The organism is Kribbella endophytica, from assembly GCF_054781295.1.
Genome location: NZ_BAAGUR010000001.1, coordinates 1,228,559 through 1,251,545, shown reverse-complemented (window position 1 = coordinate 1,251,545; position 22,987 = coordinate 1,228,559). Strand labels below are relative to the sequence as shown.

The 22,987-nt window shown below is 69.9% G+C and carries 22 protein-coding genes; 15 read left to right on the top strand and 7 right to left on the bottom strand.

Annotated elements, in window-relative coordinates; genetic code table 11:
- Positions 1 to 24: 24 nt before the first annotated feature.
- Together ACYVIO_RS06020 and ACYVIO_RS06015 are read left to right on the top strand one after the other, a co-directional pair.
- On the top strand, positions 25 to 693 hold the full coding sequence (locus tag ACYVIO_RS06020) for a hypothetical protein (RefSeq protein ID WP_460649645.1): 669 nt from the start codon (positions 25 to 27) through the stop codon (positions 691 to 693).
- A gap of 60 nt (positions 694 to 753) precedes the next feature.
- On the top strand, positions 754 to 1,368 hold the full coding sequence (locus tag ACYVIO_RS06015; protein ID WP_460649644.1) for a hypothetical protein: 615 nt from the start codon (positions 754 to 756) through the stop codon (positions 1,366 to 1,368).
- On the opposite strand, the gene ACYVIO_RS06010 is transcribed toward ACYVIO_RS06015, so the two are convergent.
- A complete protein-coding gene (locus ACYVIO_RS06010) occupies positions 1,361 to 1,810 on the bottom strand; it encodes a GNAT family N-acetyltransferase (protein ID WP_460649643.1) in 450 nt (149 codons plus the stop codon). The two genes, ACYVIO_RS06015 and ACYVIO_RS06010, sit on opposite strands and share 8 nt — an antisense overlap.
- 112 nt (positions 1,811 to 1,922) lie before the next feature.
- Here ACYVIO_RS06010 and ACYVIO_RS06005 point away from each other — a divergent pair, with 112 nt between their 5' ends.
- A complete protein-coding gene (locus ACYVIO_RS06005) occupies positions 1,923 to 3,464 on the top strand; it encodes an alkaline phosphatase D family protein (protein WP_460649642.1) in 1,542 nt (513 codons plus the stop codon).
- An 8-nt stretch (positions 3,465 to 3,472) separates the two neighbouring features.
- On the top strand, positions 3,473 to 4,729 hold the full coding sequence (locus ACYVIO_RS06000; RefSeq protein ID WP_460649641.1) for an amidase: 1,257 nt from the start codon (positions 3,473 to 3,475) through the stop codon (positions 4,727 to 4,729).
- A 34-nt stretch (positions 4,730 to 4,763) separates the two neighbouring features.
- On the opposite strand, the gene ACYVIO_RS05995 is transcribed toward ACYVIO_RS06000, so the two are convergent.
- A complete protein-coding gene (locus ACYVIO_RS05995) occupies positions 4,764 to 6,668 on the bottom strand; it encodes a discoidin domain-containing protein (RefSeq protein WP_460649640.1) in 1,905 nt (634 codons plus the stop codon).
- A 136-nt stretch (positions 6,669 to 6,804) separates the two neighbouring features.
- On the opposite strand from ACYVIO_RS05995, the gene ACYVIO_RS05990 reads away from it, so the two are divergent.
- A complete protein-coding gene (locus ACYVIO_RS05990) occupies positions 6,805 to 7,845 on the top strand; it encodes a LacI family DNA-binding transcriptional regulator (protein WP_460649639.1) in 1,041 nt (346 codons plus the stop codon).
- Here ACYVIO_RS05990 and ACYVIO_RS05985 read toward each other — a convergent pair.
- A complete protein-coding gene (locus ACYVIO_RS05985; protein ID WP_460649638.1) occupies positions 7,838 to 8,452 on the bottom strand; it encodes a TetR/AcrR family transcriptional regulator in 615 nt (204 codons plus the stop codon). The genes ACYVIO_RS05990 and ACYVIO_RS05985 overlap by 8 nt on opposite strands.
- A 70-nt stretch (positions 8,453 to 8,522) precedes the next feature.
- Here ACYVIO_RS05985 and ACYVIO_RS05980 point away from each other — a divergent pair, with 70 nt between their 5' ends.
- The 6 genes from ACYVIO_RS05980 to ACYVIO_RS05955 are packed head-to-tail and all read left to right on the top strand — an operon-like array spanning position 8,523 to position 14,019.
- The gene (locus ACYVIO_RS05980; protein WP_460649637.1) at positions 8,523 to 9,752 is read left to right on the top strand and encodes an acyl-CoA dehydrogenase family protein; all 1,230 of its coding nucleotides are present in this window, start codon (positions 8,523 to 8,525) and stop codon (positions 9,750 to 9,752) included.
- On the top strand, positions 9,749 to 10,564 hold the full coding sequence (locus tag ACYVIO_RS05975; RefSeq protein ID WP_460649636.1) for an SDR family NAD(P)-dependent oxidoreductase: 816 nt from the start codon (positions 9,749 to 9,751) through the stop codon (positions 10,562 to 10,564). The genes ACYVIO_RS05980 and ACYVIO_RS05975 overlap by 4 nt, the downstream gene beginning before the upstream one ends.
- A complete protein-coding gene (locus tag ACYVIO_RS05970; RefSeq protein WP_460649635.1) occupies positions 10,564 to 11,625 on the top strand; it encodes a phosphotransferase family protein in 1,062 nt (353 codons plus the stop codon). The genes ACYVIO_RS05975 and ACYVIO_RS05970 overlap by 1 nt, the downstream gene beginning before the upstream one ends.
- Positions 11,626 to 12,306, top strand: a complete 681-nt coding sequence (locus ACYVIO_RS05965) for a histidine phosphatase family protein (protein WP_460649634.1) — start codon at positions 11,626 to 11,628, stop codon at positions 12,304 to 12,306.
- 7 nt (positions 12,307 to 12,313) lie between these two features.
- Complete coding sequence (locus ACYVIO_RS05960) at positions 12,314 to 13,063, top strand: SDR family oxidoreductase (RefSeq protein ID WP_460649633.1); 750 nt, start codon at positions 12,314 to 12,316, stop codon at positions 13,061 to 13,063.
- Positions 13,063 to 14,019, top strand: coding sequence for an LLM class F420-dependent oxidoreductase (locus ACYVIO_RS05955; protein WP_460649632.1), 957 nt, complete (start codon positions 13,063 to 13,065; stop codon positions 14,017 to 14,019). Before ACYVIO_RS05960 ends, ACYVIO_RS05955 begins: the two co-directional genes overlap by 1 nt.
- On the opposite strand, the gene ACYVIO_RS05950 is transcribed toward ACYVIO_RS05955, so the two are convergent.
- The 3 genes from ACYVIO_RS05950 to ACYVIO_RS05940 are packed head-to-tail and all read right to left on the bottom strand — an operon-like array spanning position 14,000 to position 17,225.
- On the bottom strand, positions 14,000 to 14,614 hold the full coding sequence (locus ACYVIO_RS05950; protein WP_460649631.1) for a hypothetical protein: 615 nt from the start codon (positions 14,612 to 14,614) through the stop codon (positions 14,000 to 14,002). The genes ACYVIO_RS05955 and ACYVIO_RS05950 overlap by 20 nt on opposite strands.
- A gap of 3 nt (positions 14,615 to 14,617) precedes the next feature.
- Positions 14,618 to 16,522: a sensor histidine kinase gene (locus ACYVIO_RS05945; RefSeq protein ID WP_460649630.1), complete on the bottom strand. Its 1,905-nt coding sequence runs from the start codon at positions 16,520 to 16,522 to the stop codon at positions 14,618 to 14,620.
- A complete protein-coding gene (locus tag ACYVIO_RS05940; protein ID WP_460649629.1) occupies positions 16,512 to 17,225 on the bottom strand; it encodes a response regulator transcription factor in 714 nt (237 codons plus the stop codon). The genes ACYVIO_RS05945 and ACYVIO_RS05940 overlap by 11 nt, the downstream gene beginning before the upstream one ends.
- A gap of 111 nt (positions 17,226 to 17,336) precedes the next feature.
- Between ACYVIO_RS05940 and ACYVIO_RS05935 the strand changes: the two genes are divergently transcribed.
- The 4 genes from ACYVIO_RS05935 to ACYVIO_RS05920 are packed head-to-tail and all read left to right on the top strand — an operon-like array spanning position 17,337 to position 21,728.
- Positions 17,337 to 18,383 (top strand): hypothetical protein, encoded by a 1,047-nt coding sequence (locus ACYVIO_RS05935; protein WP_460649628.1) that lies wholly within the window; start codon positions 17,337 to 17,339, stop codon positions 18,381 to 18,383.
- Complete coding sequence (locus tag ACYVIO_RS05930; protein WP_460649627.1) at positions 18,380 to 19,678, top strand: peptidoglycan-binding protein; 1,299 nt, start codon at positions 18,380 to 18,382, stop codon at positions 19,676 to 19,678. Before ACYVIO_RS05935 ends, ACYVIO_RS05930 begins: the two co-directional genes overlap by 4 nt.
- Positions 19,675 to 20,367, top strand: coding sequence for an ABC transporter ATP-binding protein (locus ACYVIO_RS05925; RefSeq protein WP_460649626.1), 693 nt, complete (start codon positions 19,675 to 19,677; stop codon positions 20,365 to 20,367). Before ACYVIO_RS05930 ends, ACYVIO_RS05925 begins: the two co-directional genes overlap by 4 nt.
- Positions 20,361 to 21,728, top strand: a complete 1,368-nt coding sequence (locus ACYVIO_RS05920; RefSeq protein WP_460649625.1) for an ABC transporter permease — start codon at positions 20,361 to 20,363, stop codon at positions 21,726 to 21,728. Before ACYVIO_RS05925 ends, ACYVIO_RS05920 begins: the two co-directional genes overlap by 7 nt.
- On the opposite strand, the gene ACYVIO_RS05915 is transcribed toward ACYVIO_RS05920, so the two are convergent.
- Complete coding sequence (locus ACYVIO_RS05915) at positions 21,636 to 22,973, bottom strand: MFS transporter (RefSeq protein ID WP_460649624.1); 1,338 nt, start codon at positions 22,971 to 22,973, stop codon at positions 21,636 to 21,638. The genes ACYVIO_RS05920 and ACYVIO_RS05915 overlap by 93 nt on opposite strands.
- Between the last annotated feature and the right edge of the window lie 14 nt (positions 22,974 to 22,987).

Genomic DNA, 22,987 nt, shown 5'->3' with positions numbered 1-22,987 from the left:
TCCACAGGGCGGTAACTTCTGTGGATGGAGTGGTTGTGGGCCGCCCTGGGAGGCGGTGGGGTGGTGCTGCTGGGCCGGTACGTGTGGGACCGGCGCAGCGCTCGTCGCGGTGACGCCGAGGAGCTGGCGGAGATCCGGCGGCTGGCCGACGAGGACATCACTCTGCTCGGCGAGGAGCTCGCGCGGCTCGATGCGCGGGTGACCGGCCGCGAGCTGGACGTCGACGCTCGGGTGGACTTCCAGGTGGCGCTCGACTCGTACGAGGCGGCGCAGCGCGCGGTCAAGGGGATCCGGTCCGCCGAGGGGATCAGTGCGGTGACCGACGCGCTGGCGACCGGGCGGTACGCGATCGTCTGCGTCCAGGCGCGGGTCGCGGGCGAGCCCGTGCCGGTACGACGGGTGCCGTGCTTCTTCAATCCCCAGCACGGTCCGTCGACGACCGACATCGTGTGGACGCAGCCGAAGTACGGGACGCGCACCGTCCCGGCCTGCGCGCAGGACGCGGCGCGAGTGCGCGCCGGCGAGGATCCGGAGGTGCGGTACGTCCGGTACGGCCTCCGGCGGGTGCCGTACTGGCAGGCCGGCGCGGCGGTCACGCCGTACGGGCGTGGGTACTTCGCGCTCGGTCCGTGGACGAGCTACGTCCCGCTGACCGGCTTCGAGAAGAACGGCGAGACGGGACCCGACTCCTGATCGACCGTTCCACGTGGAACAAAAGCCAGTCCAGGCGAGCAGCTGGTCTACTCTCCGGCCATGGACTTCTGGAGCATCATCGGGTGGGGCGGCTCGGCCCTGGTGGTCGTGTCGTTGCTGCAGACCCGGATCCTGCGGCTACGCCTGCTGAACTTCGTCGGCTGCATCGTCCTGGTCGCCTTCAACCTGGTGATCGGCGTCTGGCCGATGGTCGGGATGAACGCCGTGCTCGCGGTGATCAACGTCGTCCAGCTCTACCGCCTGCTCCGGCACCGCCACGACACCTCCGAGTACGCCGTCCTGCAGGTCGGCGCCGGTGACGCCTACCTGAAGCACGTGCTCGACGCGCACGCCAAGGACATCAGCCGCTTCAACCCGGACTTCTCCGTCCCCACAGCGCCGTACGCCTTTCTGGTCCAGCGCGGCGAACGCACCGTCGGTGTCGTCCTGGCCCACGACGCCGGCGAAGGCCGCGCCCAGATCGACCTGGACTACGTTCTGCCCGAGTACCGCGACTTCACCCCCGGCGAGTTCGTCTACCGCCGCAGCGACGTCTTCACCGACCACGGCTTCCGCCAGGTCGTCGCCCCCCGCCGCATGCGTGAGTCCGCCTCCTACCTCGACAAGCTCGGCTTCCGCCGCGAAGGCGCGGACCTGGTCCTCAACCTCAGCTGAGCTGCTTGGCGAAGCAGAGGGACGCCGGTTCGTGCTCGAAGGGTGGGTAGGCGGGGATCGGGTGGTAGCCGTGGCCGGTGTAGAGGGCGATGGCGGCGTGCTGCTCGGTGCCGGTTTCGAGGCGGAGGGTGGTCAGGCCTTGATCGACGGCCTGGTTTTCCACAGCGGTGAGGAGCAGGCGGGACAGGCCCCAGCCTCGGGAGGGCGGTTCGACGTACAGGCGTTTGATCTCGCCGACCGTTGAGGTGACGGGCTGCAGGCCGATGCAGCCCACCGGGGTGTTGTCGACGAGGAGCAGGGTGAAGGCGGTGTCGGGGTGTGGGGTGACGAGGGGCTGGTCCTCGCCGTAGAGGGCGGCGAGCTCCGACTGCTGGGCTGTGGTGAGGGCGACCAGGGCAGTGTCCGTGGAGGTGACTGGGCGGAGAACTGCGCCGTCGATCATGCGGCGGACGCTAGCAAGCAGGCGTGACGCGGTTGTTTCCGGAAACTCTCGGTCATGGCCCGGTCGCTGTGAGGTCTTTCCCAATTCATCATTACCCTTCAGTATTTTCCGCATGGTGACGCGCAGAGTGGTAATCGGCGGGATCGTGGCGGCAGGCGTGAGCTCGGGGCAGGCGTGGGGAGCGCCAACCCTCAGGACGGCGGCGGACGCGTCGTCGACGCTCGTGCGGGGAGCGACGTTCCCCGAAGGCGTGATGGCGGGAGTGCCGCGGACCGACGGGGCGACGCTGTGGACACGGGTGCCGCGCGGGGTGTTCGAGAGCGACGCCGAATTGGCCGTCGTGGTGTCGAAGCAGCGTGACCTGACCAGGCCGGTGATCGTCCAGACGGTGGTCGCGGAGAAGCAGTGGGACGGGTGCGTGCACTTCGAGGCCGGCGGGCTGACCGCGGGCGAGGAGTACTTCTACCAGTTCCGCGGCAAGGACACGGTCTCCCCGGTCGGCCGGTTCCAGACCCTCAGGCCGGCCGACTCCAACCAGCCGGTGCGGATCGGGTTCTTCACCTGCCAGGGCTTCACCGAGGGGTACTACGCGACGCACCGGCACCTCGCGCAGGAGGATCTCGACCTGGTCGTCTGCCTGGGCGACTACGTGTACGAGGCGACGCTGCCCGGCGTACGGGGGATCGATCTCAACCTCTATCCCCAGATCCTGCCGACGATGCGGGCCAAGTACACGCTCTACCGCAGTGACCCCGACCTGCGCGCGATGCACCAGCAGCACGCGTTCCTGCCGTTGTGGGACGACCACGAGTTCCGCAACAACTACAGCAAGGACAACTGGACGCTGCCCGAGCTCTTCTTCCAGGAGAAGAAGTCCGCGGCCTGGCACACCTGGTTCGAGCGGATGCCGGTCCCGCGCTCCGCGAACGACATGACGCGCACCTACCGGTCGCTCAAGCTCGGCCGGACCGTCGAGCTGTTCGCGATCGACAACCGGCAGTACAAGGACGACCAGCCCTGCGACGACGGCGGCAGCATCGTCTGCGCGGCCGCGGACGCGCCCGGCCGATCGATGCTCGGCGCACCGCAGAAGGCCTGGCTGGAGAACGGGCTGCGCTCGTCCGGCGCCCGCTGGAAGGTGCTCGCGAACCCGAACATGATGATGGGCATGATCACCGGCGCCAACGGCGAGCGGGCGTTCATGGACACCTGGGACGGGTACGGCGCGGAGCGCACGGAGCTGCTCTCGCTCGCCGCCGAGCGCGTGTCCGACCTGGTGGTCGTCACCGGCGACGACCACGACACCTTCTCCGGCGAGCTCTGGGACACCGGCTTCGCACCCGGCAGCCCGGGCAACCCCGGCGGCACCCGCCGGGCCGGCGTCGAGTTCATCGTCCCGTCGGTGACGTCGACCAACACCGGCGACACCAAGAGCGCCGCCGCGGCGAAGGCCGAGGAGCAGAAGCGTCTGCAGTACAACCCGCACCTGAAGCAGATCGATATGCGGCAGCACGGGTACGGCGTACTGGAGGTCACCCAGGACGCCGCCACTCTCGCCTACCGCGCCGTCGACAAACTCCACGCCGATGCCGGGGTAACAACCAGCTATCAGGTTCGAACGAGCAGAGGCAGCTCGACGATCGACGTGCTCTAGTAGTCCGCGTGCTCGAGGAGATCGCCGCCCAAGTCCGCTCCGGGGAGCTGGATCCTGCTGACCTGGTCGAGGAGGCGTTGACCAAGGCCCGCGAGAACGTCGGGCTGAACGCCGTCGTCCATCTGGACGAGGACGGGGCTCGTGCGGCCGCGGGCTGGCACGACCGGCAGGGGCCGTTGGCCGGTGTGCCGGTGCTGGTGAAGGAGATCATCGAGGTCGAAGGCCTGCCCTACCGCTGCGGGTCGGTGGCGATGGACGAGGTCGGGACGAGCGATGCGGACGTCGTACGACGGTTGCGCGCCGCCGGGGCGATCGTGATCGGGCTCAGCCACTCGCACGAGTTCGCCTACGGCTGCACCGGTACGTCGAACCGCGTGGGCCCGTGCCGCAACCCGCACGACCCGGAGCGGCTGACCGGCGGGTCGAGTTCGGGCGCCGGCGCCGCGGTGGCCGCGGGCATCGTGCCGCTGGCGATCGGGACCGACACGGCCGGGTCGGTACGGATCCCGGCCGCGCTGTGCGGTGTGGTCGGCTTCAAGCCGGCGTACGGGACCTTGCCTGTGGACGGAGTCTTCCCGCTCGCGCAGAGTCTGGACCACGTCGGCGTGCTCACGGCGACCGTCGCCGATGCGGCCTACGCGCTGGCCGCGCTGACAGGTTCGTTGCCTACGGCACCTATGGCGACCCCGCCCCGCCTTGGCGTGGTCACCAACCGCGAGTACGACAACGACGTCGCCGAGGCCTGGGCCGCCGGACTCGCGCGCTTGCAGACCGCCGGAGCGACGACCGAGCCGGTCGATCTCCCGGAGCACCACCTCAAGACGGCGTTCGACCTGCAAGGCCCGGAAGCCGTCGCCAACCACGCGGGTCGCGACACCAGCGCGTACCAGCCCGACGTGCAGCTCCGGCTCCAGGAAGCCGCCGAGGTGCCCGCCTGGCGCTACGTCCAGGCCCGCCGTGACGCCGAGACGATCCGCGCGCAGGTGAAGACCCTGCTCAACCAGTACGACGCCGTCGTGCTGCCGACAGTCCCGCTCGTCGCGCCACTGATCGCGGAGGTCGCCGACCTCGAGCGGTCGACCGCCGTCCGCGCCCAACTGATGCGCAACACCCGCTTGGGCAACCTCACCGGCTTCCCCGCGATCAGCGTGCCGCTGCCGGTCCGCGGTCTGCCGGTCGGGCTCCAGGTAGTTGCCCGAGACAACGAAACCGCGGCCGCCACGGCCGGCTGGATCGCCGGACGGCTGGCGGCCGCGGAGGTGTGAGACCGGCCCTCGGGGGCAGAAGGGCCGGGCCCGTTCAGCTGTAGACGCGGACGTCGGCCAGTGTCCACCAGTGGTCGCTCGCGCCGGTCGACGTGATCCGCAGGTAGCGGGCCCGGGTCGGCGAGACGTCCACGTTCGTGAGTTGGCCGTCGGACGTGCCGGTCTTCAGCGGGCGCCACGTCGTACCGTCGTTGCTGTACGACAGTTGCCACGTGCCCGGGTAGTCGCCGATGTTCCCGCCGCTGTCGAGCGCGACCCGTCGTACTGTCCGCGCAGTGCCGAGGTCGACCTGCACGTACTGACCCGACGCGATCGCTTCCTTGCTCTGCCACAGCGTCGACCCGTCGGAGTCGATGGCAAGCGGAGCGAGGTCCGCGCCGACCGAAGCCGTCGCAGCCACGAGCGGCACAGTCTTGTACTCCGAGCGCAGCTCGCGCGCCCAGACGAAGGTCCCGATCGAGCCGCCCGGCAGCGTGTACTCGAAGGACTTGTCGCCGACCGCGACCGCGAAGGTCCGCGGCTCGTCGTTCTCGTTGTGCACGACCAGCGCCGTCGACCCGTCAGGGTTGCGGAAGGCGGCCGACATCAGCTGCCCGTTCCACCCGGTCGTGCCGTACGACGTGGAGCCGATCCGCTGCGCGCCGGGCTTCACGAACTTCGACAGGTGGCCGATCGTGTAGTACTCCGCGTCGGTCGTCACCGTGCCGTCGGCCTGCCGTGTGACCAGGCCGGTGCAGGTGTCGCAGCCGCCGTTGTGCGGACCGCCGTCGGCGTTCAGCGCGATGTTCCAGTTCACGACCGAGCGCGCCCAGTTCCGCGTGGTGCCGAGCATCAGCGTGCGGGCGTGCCAGGTGAGCGTGCCGCGGAAGATCTGCGGCGGGGTGTCGTTCGGCCCGTGCGAGCCGGAGCACTCGGTGAACCAGATCCCCTTCTCGGGGAAGGCCTGCTGCAGCGCGGTCTGCGCCGCCGGGCTGCCGGAGTAGCAGTGGTACGCCGTACCGGCGATCCAGCGCGCGGCCGGCGAGCTGAGCAGCTGGTACGGGTAGTCGGTCTCCGGGTCCTCGCCGGGCGGCGTGTTGGCGACGTCGCCCGGGTGGGTGGTCCAGTTGTGGTCGTAGCCGAGGATCTTGGTTCGCGGGCTGGCCGCGCGCAGCATCGGGCCGAGCTGCTCGATCACGGCGGCCGCCTGCCGGACCGGCATGTCCGTGCCGGGGTACGCCGTGGGCGTGCGGTTCTGCGGCTCGTTCTGGATCGACAGGAAGTCGACCGGTACGCCGGCCGCGGCGTACGCCTTGACGAACTTCACCAGGTAGCGCGCGTAGGCGTTGTAGACGGCCGGGTCGTCCTTCAGGCGGCCGCCGACCAGCGAGTCGCCGGTCTTCATCCAGGCCGGCGGGCTCCACGGGGTGGCCATCACCTTCAACGCCGGGTTCAGCTGCTTGGCCCGGCGGAGCAGTGGGAGGATCTGCTGCTGCTCGTGGGCGATGCTGAAATGCCGCAGGCCGAAGTCGGTCTGGCCGGCGGGCATGTCGTCGTACGTGTAGTGCTCGGGCTGCGCGGTGAAGTCGGACGAGCCGACCACCTGGCGCAGGAAGCTGACGCCGATGCCCTGCTTCGGGTCGAACAGCGAGCGCATCGTCTTCTCGCGGTCCGCGGCCGACAGTTGGTACAGCACGGCGGCCGAGGAGTCGGTGATCGAGGCGCCGAAGCCGTCGACGGTCTGGTACGTCGTACGGGGGTCGACCGTGATCGTCGTCTGCTTGCTCGAGCCCTGGCCGAACGCGACCGGGGCCCGCTCGTGCAGCAGCTCGGCGCGGTCGGGCGTGGTGACCCAGACCCGGGCCTGCTCGGTCGGAGGCCGGTGCGCCTGGGCGGCGGCGGGACCGGTCAGTGAAGCGGTGGCGAGCGCCAAGGCGGCGGCGATTGCCGGTGTTCTCATCGCACTCCTCAAAGGTCTTCCCCCGATGAAACACGGCTGCAACAAACTGCCTCAGGAAACTCCGCCGGGTTGACCCCTGTCAAGATCCTGAGGCGGCAGGCTAGGGTGCCGAGCGTGAAACAAAGCGATGTAACAAATGCCTAGCGGACGCGCGACGGTGCGCGAGGTCGCGGCGGCGACGGGAGTGTCGATCGCGACCGTCTCCCGGGTGCTCAACCAGCAGGGCAGCGTCGCGCCCGAGACCCGGTCCCTGGTCGAGCGCGCGGTCGAGGAGCTCGGCCTGCGTGCGCCCAGCCCGCGTGGCGGTACGCCGAAGCCGGCCGCAGGCGCGGTCTACGTGCGCTGCCCGTACCTGCTGACCGACTACTTCGGCCTGATCGTCAGCTCCATCGCCGAGTCCCTCGACCGCCACGGCCGGCAACTGATCCTGAACGCGGGCGACAACGTCCCTTCAAGTCTGCGGGAGCAGTCAGGAGTCGCCGGAGCAATCCTCATCCTCCCGCCCGAACCTCCCGAAGACCTCGTCCAGCTCCAGAACCGGCGCCTGCCCTTCGTCGTCGTCGATCCGAGGACTCCGCTCCCGCGGGACATCGCGTCCGTCTCCGCCGCCCACTTCTCCGGCGCCCGCCAGGTCAGCGCCCATCTCACCGGCCTGGGCCACCGCCGGATCGGCGTCATCGCCGGCCCGCGCGAGTGGCTCGCCAGCGACGCCCGCCTGAGCGGTCACGCCGCAGCGCTTGCCGACGCCGGCTCCCTCCCCGACCCGTCCCTCGTCCGGTACGTCGAACCGACCACCGAAGAGGGCTACCGCGCAGCAGGCGAACTCCTCGACCTCCCCAACCGCCCGACAGCCCTGGTCGCCTTCAACGACAAGGCCGCCGTCGGCGCCCTCCGAGCCGCCGCGCAGCGTGGCCTGCGCGTCCCGCACGACCTCTCGATCGCAGGCTTCGACGACATCGACGTCAGCCGGGCGACCTCACCCTTGCTCACCACGGTTCGCCAGCCCCTTCAGGAGATGGGCCGGATGGCAGTCAGCCTCCTGATCCGCCTGCTCGACCGCCACGAGGTCGAGGCCCTGCACGTGGAGCTGGCCACGGAACTGGTCGTCCGGGACTCGACTGGCCCGCGCCCAGTCCCACCAGCCGCAGTGCCCCCGCCCCCCGAGCCGGCTAGCTGAGGGCTTTCAGTGCACCGAGTGCGCGATCGACGAGCTGCTCGGCCGAGTACGGGCGCTCCGCCTCCGGCAGGCCCGACCACTCGATGGCCAGATCTTCGACGTACGCCAGCCAGGCGTGAACCGTCAGTCTGACCGGCGACGACGGCTGGTCCTCGGCGGCTTGGTCGAGCAGGAGCAGGACGCGAGCGGTCAGCGCCGCGCGCGTCTCGGCGTACACCTCGACGACGAAGACGTCCCCGCCGGCCGCGCCACGGACGAAGGAGATGTACGAGTCGCGCCGGCGGCCCACGAACGCGACGAAGGCGAGCAGCATCTGCCGCAGCTGATCGGCCGGCGGCAGGGTCGCGTCGGGCTTGGTGACCCGCAGCAGGCGACGGCCCGCCGCGCGCATCACCGCGATGTAGAAGTCCCGCTTGGTCGGGAAGTAGTGGAACAGCAGTCCGCGCGAGATCCCCGCCTCGGCGGCCACGGCGTCGATCGACAGCTCGTGGATCGGCTGGGTACGCAGCATCATCAGCCCGATGCCGACCAGCTGCTTGCGCCGGTCGTCCGCGCTCAGCCGCCGTCGCGCAGGCGCCGCTGATTCGCTTCCCCGGTCCACGCTCACGCTATTGAGCATTGCTTAGAACGTGCGCTACGGTCAAGAACGTCGGGCAGTCCAAGCGCGAGGAGTGGTGATGGGGTTCGAGCCGTCCGCACGGGCGCAAGAGCTGATCCAGCAGGTCGACCGCTTCCTGCGGACCGAGATCGAGCCGGTCGAGGCCGAGCTGCACGCCGCGACCAGGAATGCCGCCGATCCGTGGCAGCCGCAGCCGGCGTTCAAGAACCTTCAGGCCAAGGCCCGCGAGCAGGGTCTGTGGAACCTCTTCCTCCCGCCCGCCGAGCCCGGCAACGAGCAGTACGGCGTGGGCCTGAACAACCTCGACTACGCCCCGATCGCCGAGCTGACCGGTCGCTCGTTCCTCGCGCCGTACGTGTTCAACTGCAACGCCCCGGACACCGGCAACATGGAGGTCCTGCTCCGCTACGGCACCGAGGAGCAGAAGAAGCGCTGGCTGGAACCGCTGCTCGACGGCGCGATCCGGTCCGCGTTCTGCATGACCGAGCCCGACGTCGCGTCGTCCGACGCGACCAACATGGCGGCGACCGCGGTCCTGGACGGCGACGAGGTCGTGATCAACGGCCGCAAGTGGTGGAGCACCGGCGTCGGTCACCCGGACTGCGAGCTGCTCATCTTCATGGGCCTGACCGACCCCGACGCGCACCGCTACGCGCGGCACACGATGGTCCTGGTCCCGCGCGACACCCCCGGCGTGAAGGTCGAGCGCCTGCTCCCCGCCATGCACCGGTACGACGAACCGCACGGCCACGGCGAGGTCTCGTTCACCGACGTCCGCGTCCCGGCCGAGAACATCCTCGTCGGCACCGGCCGCGCCTTCGAGATCGCCCAGGGCCGGCTCGGTCCGGGCCGCGTGCACCACTGCATGCGCCTGATCGGCCTGGCCGAGCACTCGCTCGAGCTCGCCGTACGGCGTGGGCTCAGCCGGACGGCGTTCGGCAAGCCGCTGGTCAACCTCGGCGGCAACCGCGAGCGGATCGCCGACGCGCGGATCGCGATCAACCAGGCCCGGCTCCTGGTTCTTCAGACTGCCCACCTGCTCGACACCGAAGGCCTGGCCGGCGCGCTCAGCGAGGTCAGCCAGATCAAGGTCGCCGTACCGCGGATGGCGCAGGACGTGATCGACATGGCGATCCAGCTGCACGGCGGTGGGGGACTGTCCGACGACTTCCCGCTGGCCGCGGCCTGGACGGGTGCCCGGGCGCTGCGACTGGCGGACGGGCCCGACGAGGTGCACCGTGGAGTGGTCGCACGGATCGAGCTGGCGAAGTACAAGGAGTCCGAATGAGCAGGGTGCTGGTCACTGGTGGAGCGAGCGGGCTCGGGCTCGCCCTGGTCGAACGTTTCGTTGCTGAGGGCCACCAGGTCCTGAGCACGGACGTCGCGGCCACGTCGACGCCGCCGGCAGGTGCGACGTACCGGCAGCTGAACGTCCGCAGCCCGGAGGACTGGGACGCCGCGGTCGAGTGGGTCGAGCAGACCTGGGGCGGGCTGGACATCCTGGTGAACAACGCCGGGGTCGCGACCGGCGGCCGGATCGACATCGAGACGCTGGCCGAGTGGGACCGGGTCGTCGACATCAACCTGATGGGTGTGGTCCGCGGCTGCCGCGCGTTCACGCCGATGTTCAAGCGGCAGCGCTCCGGCCAGATCGTGAACACCGCGTCCGCGGCCGGCCTCGTGCACCCGCCGATGATGAGCTCGTACAACACCGTCAAGGCCGGCGTGGTCGCGCTGTCCGAGACGCTCTCGCACGAGCTGCACCCGTACGACGTGAGCGTGTCGGTGGTCTGCCCGTCGTTCTTCAAGACCAACCTGGGCGACTCGATCCAGGGTGCGGACACCGCGATGAGCGACTCCGCGCGCCGGCTGATCGAGAAGTCGCCGCGGAGCGCGGACGACATCGCGGCGGTGGTGGTCGCCGGGGTGAAGAAGAAGCAGTTCCTGATCATCCCGGACCGGCCGGCCCTGCTGGCCTGGCGGATGAAGCGGTTCGCCCGGCCGCTGTACGACCGGCAGATGCGCAAGATGGCCGCCCGCGCCCGGCAGCGTGCGGAGGCGACGAGCGGAGACCAGGTGCCGTCGGGCGGAGAGCGGTAGTGGCGGCGGACGTCGTCGAGGGAGCTCGCCCTGTCCGTGACGAGGACTCCTTCGACGTGCCGGTCGTCGACGGCTGGCTGCGCACGCACACCGACCTGCCGGACGGGCTTCCCGACGTACGGCAGTTCTCCGGTGGCGCGTCGAACCTGACCTACCTGCTCCGGTACGACGGCCGCGACCTGATCCTGCGCCGCCCGCCGGCCGGGACCAAGGCGAAGAGCGCGCACGACATGGGCCGCGAGTACCGGATCCAGGCCGCGCTCGCGCCGGTCTTCCCGTACGTCCCGAAGATGGTTGCCCACTGCACCGATGCGGACGTGCTCGGCTCCGAGTTCTACGTGATGGAGCGAGTCGCCGGCACGATCCCGCGCCGGTCGTCGCTCGGTGTCGACCTGACCCCGGAGCAGACCCGGCAGCTCGGCTTCACGCTGATCGACACGCTCGTCGCGCTGCACCAGGTCGATCCGGTCGACGCCGGCCTGGCCGATCTCAGCCGCGGCGACGGGTACGTCGAGCGGCAGGTGCACGGCTGGTCCGAGCGCTACCGCAAGGCGAAGACCTGGAACGTGGGCGGCGCCGAGAAGGTGATGACGTGGCTCGAGGCGAACCGCCCGGCCGACGTCGGGTCCCGCGTGATCCACAACGACTTCCGGCTCGACAACGTCGTACTCGATCCTGACGATCCGCTGAAGGTGATCGGCGTACTGGACTGGGAGCTGGCGACGATCGGCGATCCGCTGATGGATCTCGGCAGCGGCCTGGCGTACTGGGTGCAGGCCGACGACGACTGGGCCTTTCGGCGGTTCCGCCTGCAGCCGTCGGACGCGCCGGGCATGATCAGCCGGGACGAGATCGTCGACTACTACTGCGCGCAGACCGGGCTGGATCGCGGGAACTGGGCCTTCTACGAGGTGTTCGGCCTGTTCCGTCTGGCCGTGATCGCGCAGCAGATCTACTACCGCTACCACCACAAGCAGACCCGGAACCCGCGGTTCAAGAACCTCTGGCTCCCGGTCAACCTGCTCGAACGCCGTTGCCGCCAGATCATCCGGAAGGCCTGAATGGGGACCGTCTACCTGATCCGGCACGCGCAGGCGTCGTTCGGCAAGAGCGACTACGACCGGCTCTCGCCGCTCGGCGACCGGCAGGCCGTTCGGCTCGGCGAGACCCTGGCCGCGCGCGGGGTGAAGCCTGATCTCGTGGTCACCGGTGCGATGCAGCGGCACGCCCGGACGGCGTCGCTCGCGCTGACCGCCGCGGGGCTGCCGACTGACGTCGAGGTGGACGCCGGGTTCAACGAGTTCGACCACGACCAGGTGATCGTCGCGCACAAACCGGCGTACAAGCGTCGGGCTGTGCTGCTCGCGGACCTGGCGCGGACCGGACATCCGACGCGGGCGTTCCAGGAGATGTTCACCGCCGCGACCGAGCGCTGGACGCGGGGCGGCGACGGGTACACCGAGAGCTTCACCGACTTCTGCGACCGATCCGAGGCGGCCGTACGGCGGGTTGCCGCGCGGGCCGGCAAGGGTGAGACCGTGCTGGTGTTCACCTCCGGCGGGCCGATCGCGGCCGTGGTCAGCCGGTTGTGGTCCGGCGGCGACGACCTCTGGCTGCGGCTGAACCCGGTGACGATCAACACCGCGATCACCAAGGTGGTGTCCGGGCGCAGCGGGCTGACCGTGGTCAGCTACAACGAGCACGGGCATCTCGACGGCACCGACGAACTGACCTACAGATAGGGCAGCGATGCGACGACGCACGATCCTGATCACCGGGGCGAGCTCCGGGCTCGGCGCCGAGATGGCCCGGCAGTTCGCTGCCAAGGGCCACGACCTCGCGCTGACCGCCCGCCGCGAGGATCGGCTGACCGACCTGCGGGACGAGCTGGCGAAGGCGCATCCGGACCGGACGGTCGTCGTCCGCCGGCTCGACGTCACCGACCACGCGCAGGTGTTCGAGGTGTTCCGTGCGCTCGATACCGAACTGGGCGGCCTCGACCGGATCATCGTGAACGCCGGGATCGGCAAGGGCACGCCGGTCGGCACCGGCCGGTTCGACGCGAACCTCGAGACCACGATGACCAACTACGTCGCCGCGCTGGCTCAGGCCGAGGCCGCGATGGAGCTCTTCCGGGAGCGGAACGCCGGGCACCTGGTCTTCATCACCTCGGTCGCCGGAGTGCGCGGGCTGCCGCGCTCGCTGACGGCGTACGGCGCGAGCAAGGCGGCGGTCAGCTCGCTCGCCGAGGGACTGCGGATGGAACTGCTCGGCAAGCCGATCAAGGTCAGCGCGATCTGTCCGGGCTACGTGAAGTCCGAGCTGAACGATCATGTGAAGCAGACGCCGTTCATCGTCGAGACCGAGGTCGGGGTCCGGGCGATGGTGGCCGCGATCGAGGCGGAGAAGGGACGCGCCTACGTGCCGGCCTGGCCGTGGGAGCCGTTGGCGAGGTTCATGAAGGTCGCACCGCTGCCGGTGCTGAGGAGACTGATCTGATGCGTTGGGGACTGACTGTTCCGCTGACCGGGGTGCCGTTGCGCGACCACAAGGCGCTGATCGGCGAACTTGCCTCGCTGGGGTACACCGACCTGTGGTCCGCGGAGGTCGCGGGCGCTGATGCGTTCACGCCGTTGGTGCTGGCCTCGGAGTGGGACGACCAGCTGCGGCTCGGGACGGCCGTCGTACCGGTGCACACGCGTGGGCCCGCCGCGCTGGCGATGAGCGCCGCCGCGCTGGCCGATCTCGCGCCTGGGCGGTTCGTGCTCGGGATCGGGGCGTCGTCGGAGACCATCGTGACCGGGTGGAACGGGATCGCGTACGACCCGCCGCTCGCGCGGACCCGGGACGTGCTGCGGTTCCTGCGGCAGGCGTTCGCGGGGGAGAAGGTGGACGGCGAGTTCGAGAGCTTCACCATCCAGCGGTTCCGGCTGGAGAAGGCGCCCGACGTACCGCCCGCGATCATGCTGGCGGCGCTGCGGCCGCAGATGCTGAAGCTGGCCAAGCGGGAGGCCGACGGCGCGATCACCAACTGGCTGTCGGCCGGTGACGTGAAGCAGGTTCGCGCCGAGCTCGGGGACGACAAGGAGCTGGCGGCAAGGATCTTCGTCTGCGTCACCGAGGACGCCGAGATGGCGCGCAACATCGGGCGCTACCTGATCGCGACGTACCTGACCGTGCCCGGCTACTCGGCCTTCCACGACTGGCTCGGTCGCGGTGAGGCGCTCGGTCCGATGCGCGCGGCCTTTGCCGCGGGCGACCGGAACGCGGCGATGGCCGCAGTACCGGTCGAGGTGATCGACGACCTGGTCGTGCACGGCTCGGCCGCGGACTGCAAGGCCAAGATCCAGGCGTACGTCGACAACGGACTCGACACCCCGATCATCGCCACCCTGCCCACCGGCGACAACCTGCTGGACACCGCCCGAGCACTGGCTAGAACGTCGCCACGTTGATCACCTTGATGCAGGGGGCCGCGCTGGTGTCGACGAGCACGACGCCGGCGGCCTGCTTGCCTTTGGTCGTGCCGCTGAGCTGAAACACCAGCGTCGGCTCGGACCCGCTCTGCGCGCCGATCACCAGATTCGTCGGCGACCCGATCATCTGGCCGACCAGGGTCTGCACGAAGTCCCTGGTGTCGACGCAGGCCAGCCCGATGGCCACAGCGGGTCGGCCGGCGTTCAGGTTCGCGACGAACGTGAGGACCACCGCCTGCGCCTGCACCGGCTTGGCGACCGTCGTCGTCGGCCTGGGCGCTGTCGGCCTCACCGTCGGCTTGGCGGTGGGCTTCACCACCGGCTTGGTCGCCGAGGGCTTGACCGGCGTCGGCTTCGTCGACGGCGGTGCGACGGGCGTGCCGTCCGCCTGTTCGGTTGCCTTCGGCTCCTTGTCGCGACTGCTCGCGAGGTCGTACGCGATGTACCCGGCCGCGCCCACGCACGCCACGACCACACCGATCAGCAGGACGATGACCAACCCGGCCCGGTTCTTCTTCGGCGGCCCGCCGTACGGCGCGTAGTTCAGCGGCGGCGGTGGCGGCGGATAACTCACGGCTCAGTGTCGCAGCGCGTCACCGCCAGCGGAAGATCCTTGGCGGGCCGGGAGATGAATCGTGAAGGTGGAGCCGTGGTCGGGTTGGCTGGTCGCGGTGATCGTGCCCTGGTGGGCTTCGACCAGGTGCTTGGTGATGGCCAGGCCGAGGCCGCTGCCCCCGGTGGCGCGGGAGCGGGAGTGCTCGACGCGGTAGAACCGGTCGAACAGGTGGGGGAGGTGCTCGGGCGCGATGCCCGTGCCGTTGTCGGTGACGGTGAGCAGGTAGTCGTCGCCTGAACGCCGTACGCCGACAACGACGGTGCCGCCGTCAGGCGAGTAGCGGATCGCGTTGGAGACCAGGTTGCCGAGGGCCTGCCGGATGCGGGCGCTGTCGACGACCGCCGGAGCCACGCCGGTGGTTGCCGCGGTCAACGTGATGCCCGCGGCCTCGGCGGCCGGGCGGTGGGCGGCGACGACCTGATCGGCCACCTCGGCCAGGTCACGCGTCGCCGGGTGGATCCGGAGCATGCCGGCGTCGGCCAGAGCGAGGTCCTGCAGGTCGGCCACCAGGTGCTCGAGCAGGCCGGTCTCTTCCAGCAGCGAGGTGACCAGCTCGCGATCGAGCGGTACGACGCCGTCCTCCGAAGCGACCAGGTAGCCCTTGATGTTGGCCAGCGGGGTGCGCAGCTCGTGGGCGACGTCGCTGACCATCGCCTTGCGCTGGTGGTCGTGCTGCTGGATCGACGCGGCCATCGCGTTGAACGCGTGCCCGAGCCGGGCCACCTCGTCCTTGCCCGAGACCGGGACGCGGGCCGCGTGGTCGCCGTTCGTCATCCGCTGCGCGGCACCGGTCAGCGCGAGGATCGGGCGGACCAGCCGCCGGCCGGTGAAGATCATCACGACGGCCGCGATCAGCAGGACGCCGAGCGCGGTCGCCGCCGTCCGCAGCAGTCCCTCGGTGGAGAACACGTTGAACGCGCTCTTCGACCCGAGGTACAGCTTGGCCGTCGGAGCGACGTACGGCGCCAACGCCTCGGACCGCGCGGTCGTCGTACAGGCGACGAACTGCGTCGACACCCCGCTCTCGCGGTCGGGCGGCATCACCGCGGCGAGCCCGTCCTGCTTGGTCAGCTGGTACGGCTCGCCGGCCGCCTTGAGACAGCTCTCGGTCCGCTGGACCTGATCGGCGTTGACCTGGATCGCCTTCGCGCTCGGTGCGTACAGGCCAGGCGGGATGCACGCGTCGGGCCGGACGGAGTCCGCCGCGGTGAACGACATCACGGCGACGCCGTCGGGCGTCTTGCCGTTCTCGATCATCAGCTGCGGAGCCAGGTCGCCACCACCGCTGGACACGGTCGCGGTGATGCCCCGGTCGCGGTAGCACTCGGCCGCCTGCTGGGCGAGCTGCTCGCGGTCGCGAAGCTCCTGGTCGGTCAGGCCCCAGGACTTGTACGGGCCGAAGCCCGCCGGGAACGCCGCCGTCATCGCCGGCTTCGAGACCGGTGCCATCGACCCGATCGAGACTCCTGCCACCGCCTGGGCCCGGAGCAGCGCGCCGCCGCCCTGGTTGCGGGCGTCGATCGTTGCCGCCGGCACCGACGGGAGGTCCGGTGAGGCGCCGAGCATCTTGGCCGAGTCGGCGATCGCCGAGCCGTCCACGTCGGTCAGCGCGACCCGGCGCCCGGTCTCCTCAGCAAGCTGGTGGACCAGCTTGTCCACGCCGTCCCAGGACGCGTGGTCGGAGGCGTAGTCGCTGAGGTCGGCGTAGATCCGGGTGTCCACCTCCAGCTGGGAGATGTTCGTGTCGATCTCGCCCTGCAGCTGCTCGGACGTGCTGTAGGTGGCGATCAGGGCCGTTGCGATCACTGCCCCGAGCGCGACCACAAGTGACAGTCCGAGGAACCGGACCAGGACGCTACGACGCATCGGAGGTCACCACCTTGTCGGCCAGCTTGTAGCCCACGCCGTACACCGTGCGCAGGTACTTCGGGTTGCCCGGTGCGGCCTCGATCTTCTTGCGCAAGTTCATCACGTGCACGTCGATGGTCCGGTCGAACACGTAGTGGTCGAAGCCGAACGCGTGCTCCAGCAGCTGCTGCCGGGAGAACGCCCGCCCCGGCGACGCCGCCAGGCAGGCCAGGATCTTGAACTCCGCCGGGGTCGCCTCGACCAGCTCGCCGGCCAGGCGGATCTCGTGCCGCACCGGGTCGATCTCGAGGTCGCCGACCCGGTAGACCTCGCCCTCGGAGCGGATCCGCGTGCGCCGCAGTACGGTCCGCACGCGGGCGACCAGCTCGCGCGGGTTGTACGGCTTGGTCAGGTAGTCGTCGGCACCGAGGTCGAGGCCGAGCAGCAGGTCGTCCTCGGTCGAGCGCGCGGTGAGCATGATGATCGGAACGTCGGCGCCGTCGCCGGTGTCGGCCCGGAGGACGCGGCAGACGTCGAGGCCGTCGACCTTCGGCATCATCACGTCGAGCACGAGCAGGTCGGGGCTGCGCCGGCGCGCCTCGTCGATGGCCGCCCGCCCGTCGTGCACCACGACCGTCAGGTGACCCTCGCGCTCGAGGTAGCGCCGGATCAGTTCCGCCTGCTTCCGGTCGTCCTCGGCGACAAGAATCCGGGCTGGCATGTCCCGACGATGACTGATCATCATGAGAATCCGATGAAGATCGGCTGAGAGCATCGGGTGCTGATCGGTCCTTCACAGGTTCTTCATCGCTCCACGGCCACAGTCGCTGCCATGAAGAACTCACGCAAAGCACTCTCGCTGGTCGCGGTCCTGGCGCTGGCCGGCTGCGGGGCGACCAGTCCCGGAGCGGACAAGAACCCGGTGGAGAGCGACGACAAGAGCCCGCTCGCGGAGTACATGGGCGAAGGCTTCAGCAACGGCGGCGGGATGATGCGGGTCACCCGGGCCGGCGGGGGCGGGTCCGACGAGGAGCAGCTGGCCAAGCAGCGCAAGATGGAGGACTCCATCGCGGCCTGCATGAAGACCGCCGGTTTCCAGTACGTCGCGGTGCCGCCGGAGTCGAACGAGAAGTCCAAGTTCAACGACGCCTTCAACCTGCCGCCGGACAAGTTCGCCGAGCAGTACGGCTACGGGATCAGCACGATCGACTGGGGCAAGCCGGCCGGCGACGACGAGGAGACCGACCCGAACGCCAAGATCCGCAAGGCGCTGTCGCCGAACGCGCAGAAGGCCTACGACAAGGCGCTGAACGGCGAGATGGCGACGTCCGGCGGCATGGTCAAGGGCGTCAAGCCCGGTGAGCGTCCCTCCGCCCAGGACATGGGCTGCCGCGGCAAGGCCGGCGAGGAGGTCTTCGGCAGCGACGACAAGATGGCCGACTTCAGCAAGTTCGACTCGCTGTTCAAGGACCTGGAGGCGCTGCGCAAGCGGGTCGACAGCGACCAGCGTGTGGTCGACGCGACCAGCGCCTGGACCGACTGCATGGCCGACGCCGGGCACGCCGGGCTCAAGAAGATCGAGGACGCCCGCAACCAGGTCTCGACCAAGCTGAACGAGTTGACCGGGACGAAGGACCAGCCGACCAAGGGCGACGGGCCGTCGGTCGCGATCGGCATTCCGTCCCTGGACAAGGTCGACGCCGCCAAGCTGGCCGACCTGCGCAAGTTCGAGATCGAGCTGGCCAAGGCCGACCAGGGCTGCAAGGCCAAGACGTACGACGCGTCGTACAAGCAAGCGAGCAACGAGCACGAGAAGGAGTTCGTCGCGCAGCACAAGACCGAGCTCGAGCAGTACCGCGACACGATGGCCGAGCGGTGAGCACGTCACCCAAGTCGCGACGGCGGGTCCTGGTCGGGGTGTCCACGGTGGCGGCGATGTCGCTCGGGGTCGGCGTCGCCGCCGGGAGCCGGATCCAGTCGCCGGAGGACGCGGCCGCGAAGACCGCGCCGCCGAAGGCGTCCCAGATCACGGTGCCGGTGGAGAAGAAGGCGCTGGCGAGCAAGGTGGTCGGGCGCGGCGACACGTCGTTCGACGGCGCGGTGAACGTGCGGGTCGAGACCAGCGGGCTGAAGACGCCCGCGGTGGTGACCGGCAAGGTGCCGGCGGTCGGCTCGACGATCAAGGAGGGCAAGGTGCTGCTGGAGATCGCCGGGCGACCGGTGATCGGGCTGGCCGGCGTACTGCCGATGTACCGGACGCTCAGTCCGGGGAGTCGCGGCCCGGACGTGCTGCAGCTGGAGGAGACGCTCGATCGGCTCGGGTTCGACCCGGGCACGGTCGACTCGAAGTACGACAGTGGTACGGCGAACGCGGTCGAGCAGCTCTATGAGGCGGCCGGGTACGAGGCGCCGGAGGCCGAGGAGCAGCTGACCCAGGCCGTCGACGGTGCCGACAAGGCCGTCGACCAGGCGAAGAACGCGCTCCGGCAGGCTCAGGCCGCGTTGAAACAAGCCAAGGCGACACCGGGAAAGAAGGACTTCACGGTCGAGCAGGGACAGGTCAACGACGCGGCGGAGAACCTCGACGACGCGCAGGACGAGCTCGAGGACGCGGAGTTCAAGGCTGGTACGCCGCTGCCGGTCTCCGAGGTGGTGTTCGTGAAGTCGCTGCCGCGCCGGGTCGACGACGTGAAGGTCGAGCGCGGCGGCGTGGTCAACGGCGTGGTGATGTCGGTCAGCGGTGCCTCGCTTGTGGTCACGGTCAAGGTGGACGCGCAGACCAAGGAGCAGCTGAAGACCGGGATGGCCGCGAGCTTCGACCTCGGCGACGGCACGATCATCGCGGCGACCGTCCGGCGGATCAGTCGCAACGCCGACCAGTTCGACGTGGTGGTGGCGCCGAAGACGCTGACCGCGGCGCAGCTGGAACGGCTGCGGGAGGCGAACGTGCGGGTCACGATCCCGGTGAAGAGCACGAACGGCAAGGTGCTCGCCGTACCGGTGGCCGCGCTGTCGGCGGGGTCGGACGGCTCGTCGCGGGTCGAGGTGCTGCGCGACGGGAAGATCGAGCTGATCCCGGTCAAGGTCGGGTTGTCCGCGGACGGGTTCGCCGAGGTCACCGCGACCGGGGACGCCAAGCTGACCGAGGGCGACCAAGTGGTGGTCGGCAAATGACGGCCACCGCGGTGGCACTGCCTGCTCCTGTGGTGGAGATGATCGGCGTACGGCGATTCTTCCCCGGGCCGCCGGAGGTGCGCGCGATCAAGGGCATCGACCTGACGATTCGCGAGGGGGAGTACCTGTCGATCGTCGGGCCCTCCGGCTCCGGCAAGTCGACGCTCCTTCATCTGCTGGGCTTGCTCGACAATCCGAGCGACGGCGTCTACCGGCTCGACGGGGTGGACACGTCGAGCCTGCGCGAGCGGCGTCGCGCCGTACTGCGGGGCGAACGGATCGGCTTCGTCTTCCAGTCGTTCCATCTGCTCGACCACCGGACCGTGCTGGAGAACGTCGCGCTCTCGATGGTGTACGTCGGGGTGCCGCGCCGCGAACGAATGGCCCGCGCCCGCGTCGCCCTCGAACGGGTCGGCCTCGCGCACCGGATGGAGTTCGGCCCGCGCACGCTGTCGGGTGGTGAACGCCAACGCGTCGCGATCGCCCGCGCACTGGTCGCCGAACCGAGTCTGCTGCTCGCCGACGAACCGACCGGAAACCTCGACACCGCCAACGCGGAAGCGATCCTCGAGGTCTTCGACGAACTGCACGCCGAGGGCATGACGCTGGCCGTCATCACCCACGACGACCACGTCAGCCAACGCGCCCAGCGCCAGGTCCGCATCGTCGACGGGACCCTCCAGTGGTAACCCCCAGAACCGGCCCCCCGGATCCCGCCGGCGGGCCGTCCACTTCCCGGCTGTCCCGCCTCCGCGCCCGTCTCGCGCGGCGCCCGGCCTCCGGCCCCGCGCCCGCCCGGCGCTCGCTCTTCCGTCTCGGCGGCAGGGCATCTCCTCCAAGTCGGCGGAGGCGACTCTCGCACGGCCCGGCTCTGCGAGACCTTCTCGACGAGGCTCTCGCGGGAGTGTCCGCTCGTCCGACTCGGTTGGTCCTCACCACTCTCGGCACTGTGCTCGGAATTGCTGCCCTGGTGGGGACTGTAGGCCTCGGACAGACAGCAGCCGGCCAGATCACTCAACGCTTCGATCTCGCCGCGGCCACGCGAGTCGTCGTACAGCCTGACGACAAGGCCGAAGGTGAGGCGGCCACCCAGCTGCCGTGGGATGCACCCGAGCGGATCAAGCGCCTGAACGGTGTCGAGGCAGCAGGTCTGTTCAGCATGCTCGAGGTCGGCGACGACCTGGTCCGCAGTGTCGCGGGGATCGGCAAGGACGGGTACGCCCTCCAGGTGATGGCCGGATCCGCAGGCCTCTTCGACGCCGTACGGGCTCAGCTCCGCACCGGACGCTTCTTCGACGTAGGCCACGACAACCGCGCCGACAAGGTCGTTGTCCTCGGCAAGCATGCCGCGGAGAAACTGGGGATCAACCGGGTCGACTCCCAGCCGGCCGTGTTCATCGGCGACCAGGCGTACACCGTGATCGGCATCCTGGACGGCGTCTCTGGCCGGGCCGAACTGCTCGACGGCGTGATCATGCCCAACGGCACCGCGAAGACGGCGTACGACCTCGAATCTCCGGACGCGCTGGAGATCAAGACCCAGGTCGGCGCCGCCCAGCTGATCGCCGGTCAGTCGCCGGTGGCGATCGACCCGAACAACCCGAGCTCGCTCAAGGTCGACGCCCCGCCGGTCCAGGGCGGCGTCCGGAAGGGCGTCGAGTCCGACCTGAACGCCCTGTTCCTGCTGCTCGGCGCGGTCGCCCTGCTCGTCGGCGGTCTCGGCATCGCGAACGTCACGCTGCTCTCGGTGCTCGAACGCGTCTCCGAGATCGGTCTACGCCGAGCCCTCGGCGCCGCACGAAGACACGTGGCCGGGCAGTTCCTGGTCGAGAGCGTGATCGTCGGCTTCCTCGGCGGCCTGCTCGGTACGGCGGTCGGCGTGCTGCTCACGATCGGCGTCTCGTGGGGACGCGACTGGACGCCGATCCTCAGTACGTCGCTCGCGCTCGGCTCGCCGCTACTGGGCGCCCTGATCGGGCTGCTCGCCGGCACCTACCCGGCCTGGAAGGCCTCCGCCATCGAGCCGATCACCGCGCTCCGGGGCGCTTAGCCGGGCGTAGCCGAAAGCGCTCAGCAGGAACCCGAGCACGATGAACGCGAGCACCGGGTACGACTTCCCGTCGTCGGGCAGGATCAGCGCGCCGAGCGCGGCCGCTGACACCTGCCCGACGTTGAAGATCATGTCGTACAGCGAGAACACCCGACCTCGGTACACGTCGTCGACCTGCGTCTGCACGAGCGTGTCGACGCTGATCTTCACGCCCTGCGCGCAGAACCCGGTGAGGAACCCGGCGACCACGATCGCGGGCTGCGTGTAGAGCCCGCCGGGGAACGCCGTGACGACCGCGGCCGCGACGAACAGCACCGTGATCCACCGCCGCAACGTCATCACCCGGGTCGCCCACGGCGTGACCAGTGCGGCCAGGAACAGCCCGGCACCCACCGATCCGGTCGCCAGCGCGAGCGCGCCGAACGCCTGGTCGAGCTGGTCGGGACCGTAGAACTCGTTGCGGTACAGCAGGATCATCGCGACCGTGACGAGCCCGAAGAAGAACCGCAGCGACCCGATCGCCGCCAGGCCGAGCGCCGCCTGCCGTCGTTCGCGCAGGTGCCGGCCGCCGTCGACGAGTCCCTTGGCGATGCTGCGGACGGCCTCGACCAGCCCGGGCTCGTCGCCGCTGAGCTCCGGGCCGAGCTGGTTGCGGCCGAGCCGCAACGCGAGCAGCGCCGCGACGAGATAGACGGCGGACGTCGTACCGAGCACTGCGAGGTCGGAGTCGAGGAGCAGCTTCACTCCCGCGCCGGCGCCACCGCCGATCAGGAAGGAGGCCGTGCCCGACGTCGGAGTGACCGCGTTCGCCATCACCAGTTCGTCGGAGTCGACCACGTGCGGCAGCCCGGCCGAAAGCCCGGACAGCAGGAACCGGTTGACCCCCAGCGTCAGCAGTACGGCCAGGTAGAAGGGCGCGCCCGCGTTGCCGACCGCAACGATCGCGCCGACGACCAGGACCAGAGCCGCGCGGGTGACGTTCGCCCCGAAGAGGATCTGCCGCCGCGACCAGCGGTCCAGCAGCACGCCGGTGAACGGTCCGAGCACGGAGTACGGCAGCAGTGCCACCGCGAACAGTCCCGCGATCGCCGCCGCGTCCGGCGCCCGTTCGGGCGAGAACAGCACGTACGACGCGAGCGCGACCTGGAACACGCCGTCGCCGAACTGCGAGCTGAGCCGGACGGCGAACAGTCGCCGGAAGTCACCCCGCCGCAGCAGCCTGCCCAGATCCCGGATGAACTGCACGCCTGCACTGTAGT

Bases quoted from the DNA above. Each gene is read 5' to 3' on its own strand.
- ACYVIO_RS06020 (WP_460649645.1), top strand. From the start codon at position 25: ATGGAGTGGTTGTGGGCCGCCCTGGGAGGCGGTGGGGTGGTGCTGCTG.
- ACYVIO_RS06015 (WP_460649644.1), top strand. From the start codon at position 754: ATGGACTTCTGGAGCATCATCGGGTGGGGCGGCTCGGCCCTGGTGGTC.
- ACYVIO_RS06010 (WP_460649643.1), bottom strand. From the start codon at position 1,810: ATGATCGACGGCGCAGTTCTCCGCCCAGTCACCTCCACGGACACTGCC.
- ACYVIO_RS06005 (WP_460649642.1), top strand. From the start codon at position 1,923: ATGGTGACGCGCAGAGTGGTAATCGGCGGGATCGTGGCGGCAGGCGTG.
- ACYVIO_RS05995 (WP_460649640.1), bottom strand. From the start codon at position 6,668: ATGAGAACACCGGCAATCGCCGCCGCCTTGGCGCTCGCCACCGCTTCA.
- ACYVIO_RS05990 (WP_460649639.1), top strand. From the start codon at position 6,805: ATGCCTAGCGGACGCGCGACGGTGCGCGAGGTCGCGGCGGCGACGGGA.
- ACYVIO_RS05980 (WP_460649637.1), top strand. From the start codon at position 8,523: ATGGGGTTCGAGCCGTCCGCACGGGCGCAAGAGCTGATCCAGCAGGTC.
- ACYVIO_RS05975 (WP_460649636.1), top strand. From the start codon at position 9,749: ATGAGCAGGGTGCTGGTCACTGGTGGAGCGAGCGGGCTCGGGCTCGCC.
- ACYVIO_RS05965 (WP_460649634.1), top strand. From the start codon at position 11,626: ATGGGGACCGTCTACCTGATCCGGCACGCGCAGGCGTCGTTCGGCAAG.
- ACYVIO_RS05960 (WP_460649633.1), top strand. From the start codon at position 12,314: ATGCGACGACGCACGATCCTGATCACCGGGGCGAGCTCCGGGCTCGGC.
- ACYVIO_RS05955 (WP_460649632.1), top strand. From the start codon at position 13,063: ATGCGTTGGGGACTGACTGTTCCGCTGACCGGGGTGCCGTTGCGCGAC.
- ACYVIO_RS05945 (WP_460649630.1), bottom strand. From the start codon at position 16,522: ATGCGTCGTAGCGTCCTGGTCCGGTTCCTCGGACTGTCACTTGTGGTC.
- ACYVIO_RS05940 (WP_460649629.1), bottom strand. From the start codon at position 17,225: ATGCCAGCCCGGATTCTTGTCGCCGAGGACGACCGGAAGCAGGCGGAA.
- ACYVIO_RS05935 (WP_460649628.1), top strand. From the start codon at position 17,337: ATGAAGAACTCACGCAAAGCACTCTCGCTGGTCGCGGTCCTGGCGCTG.
- ACYVIO_RS05925 (WP_460649626.1), top strand. From the start codon at position 19,675: ATGACGGCCACCGCGGTGGCACTGCCTGCTCCTGTGGTGGAGATGATC.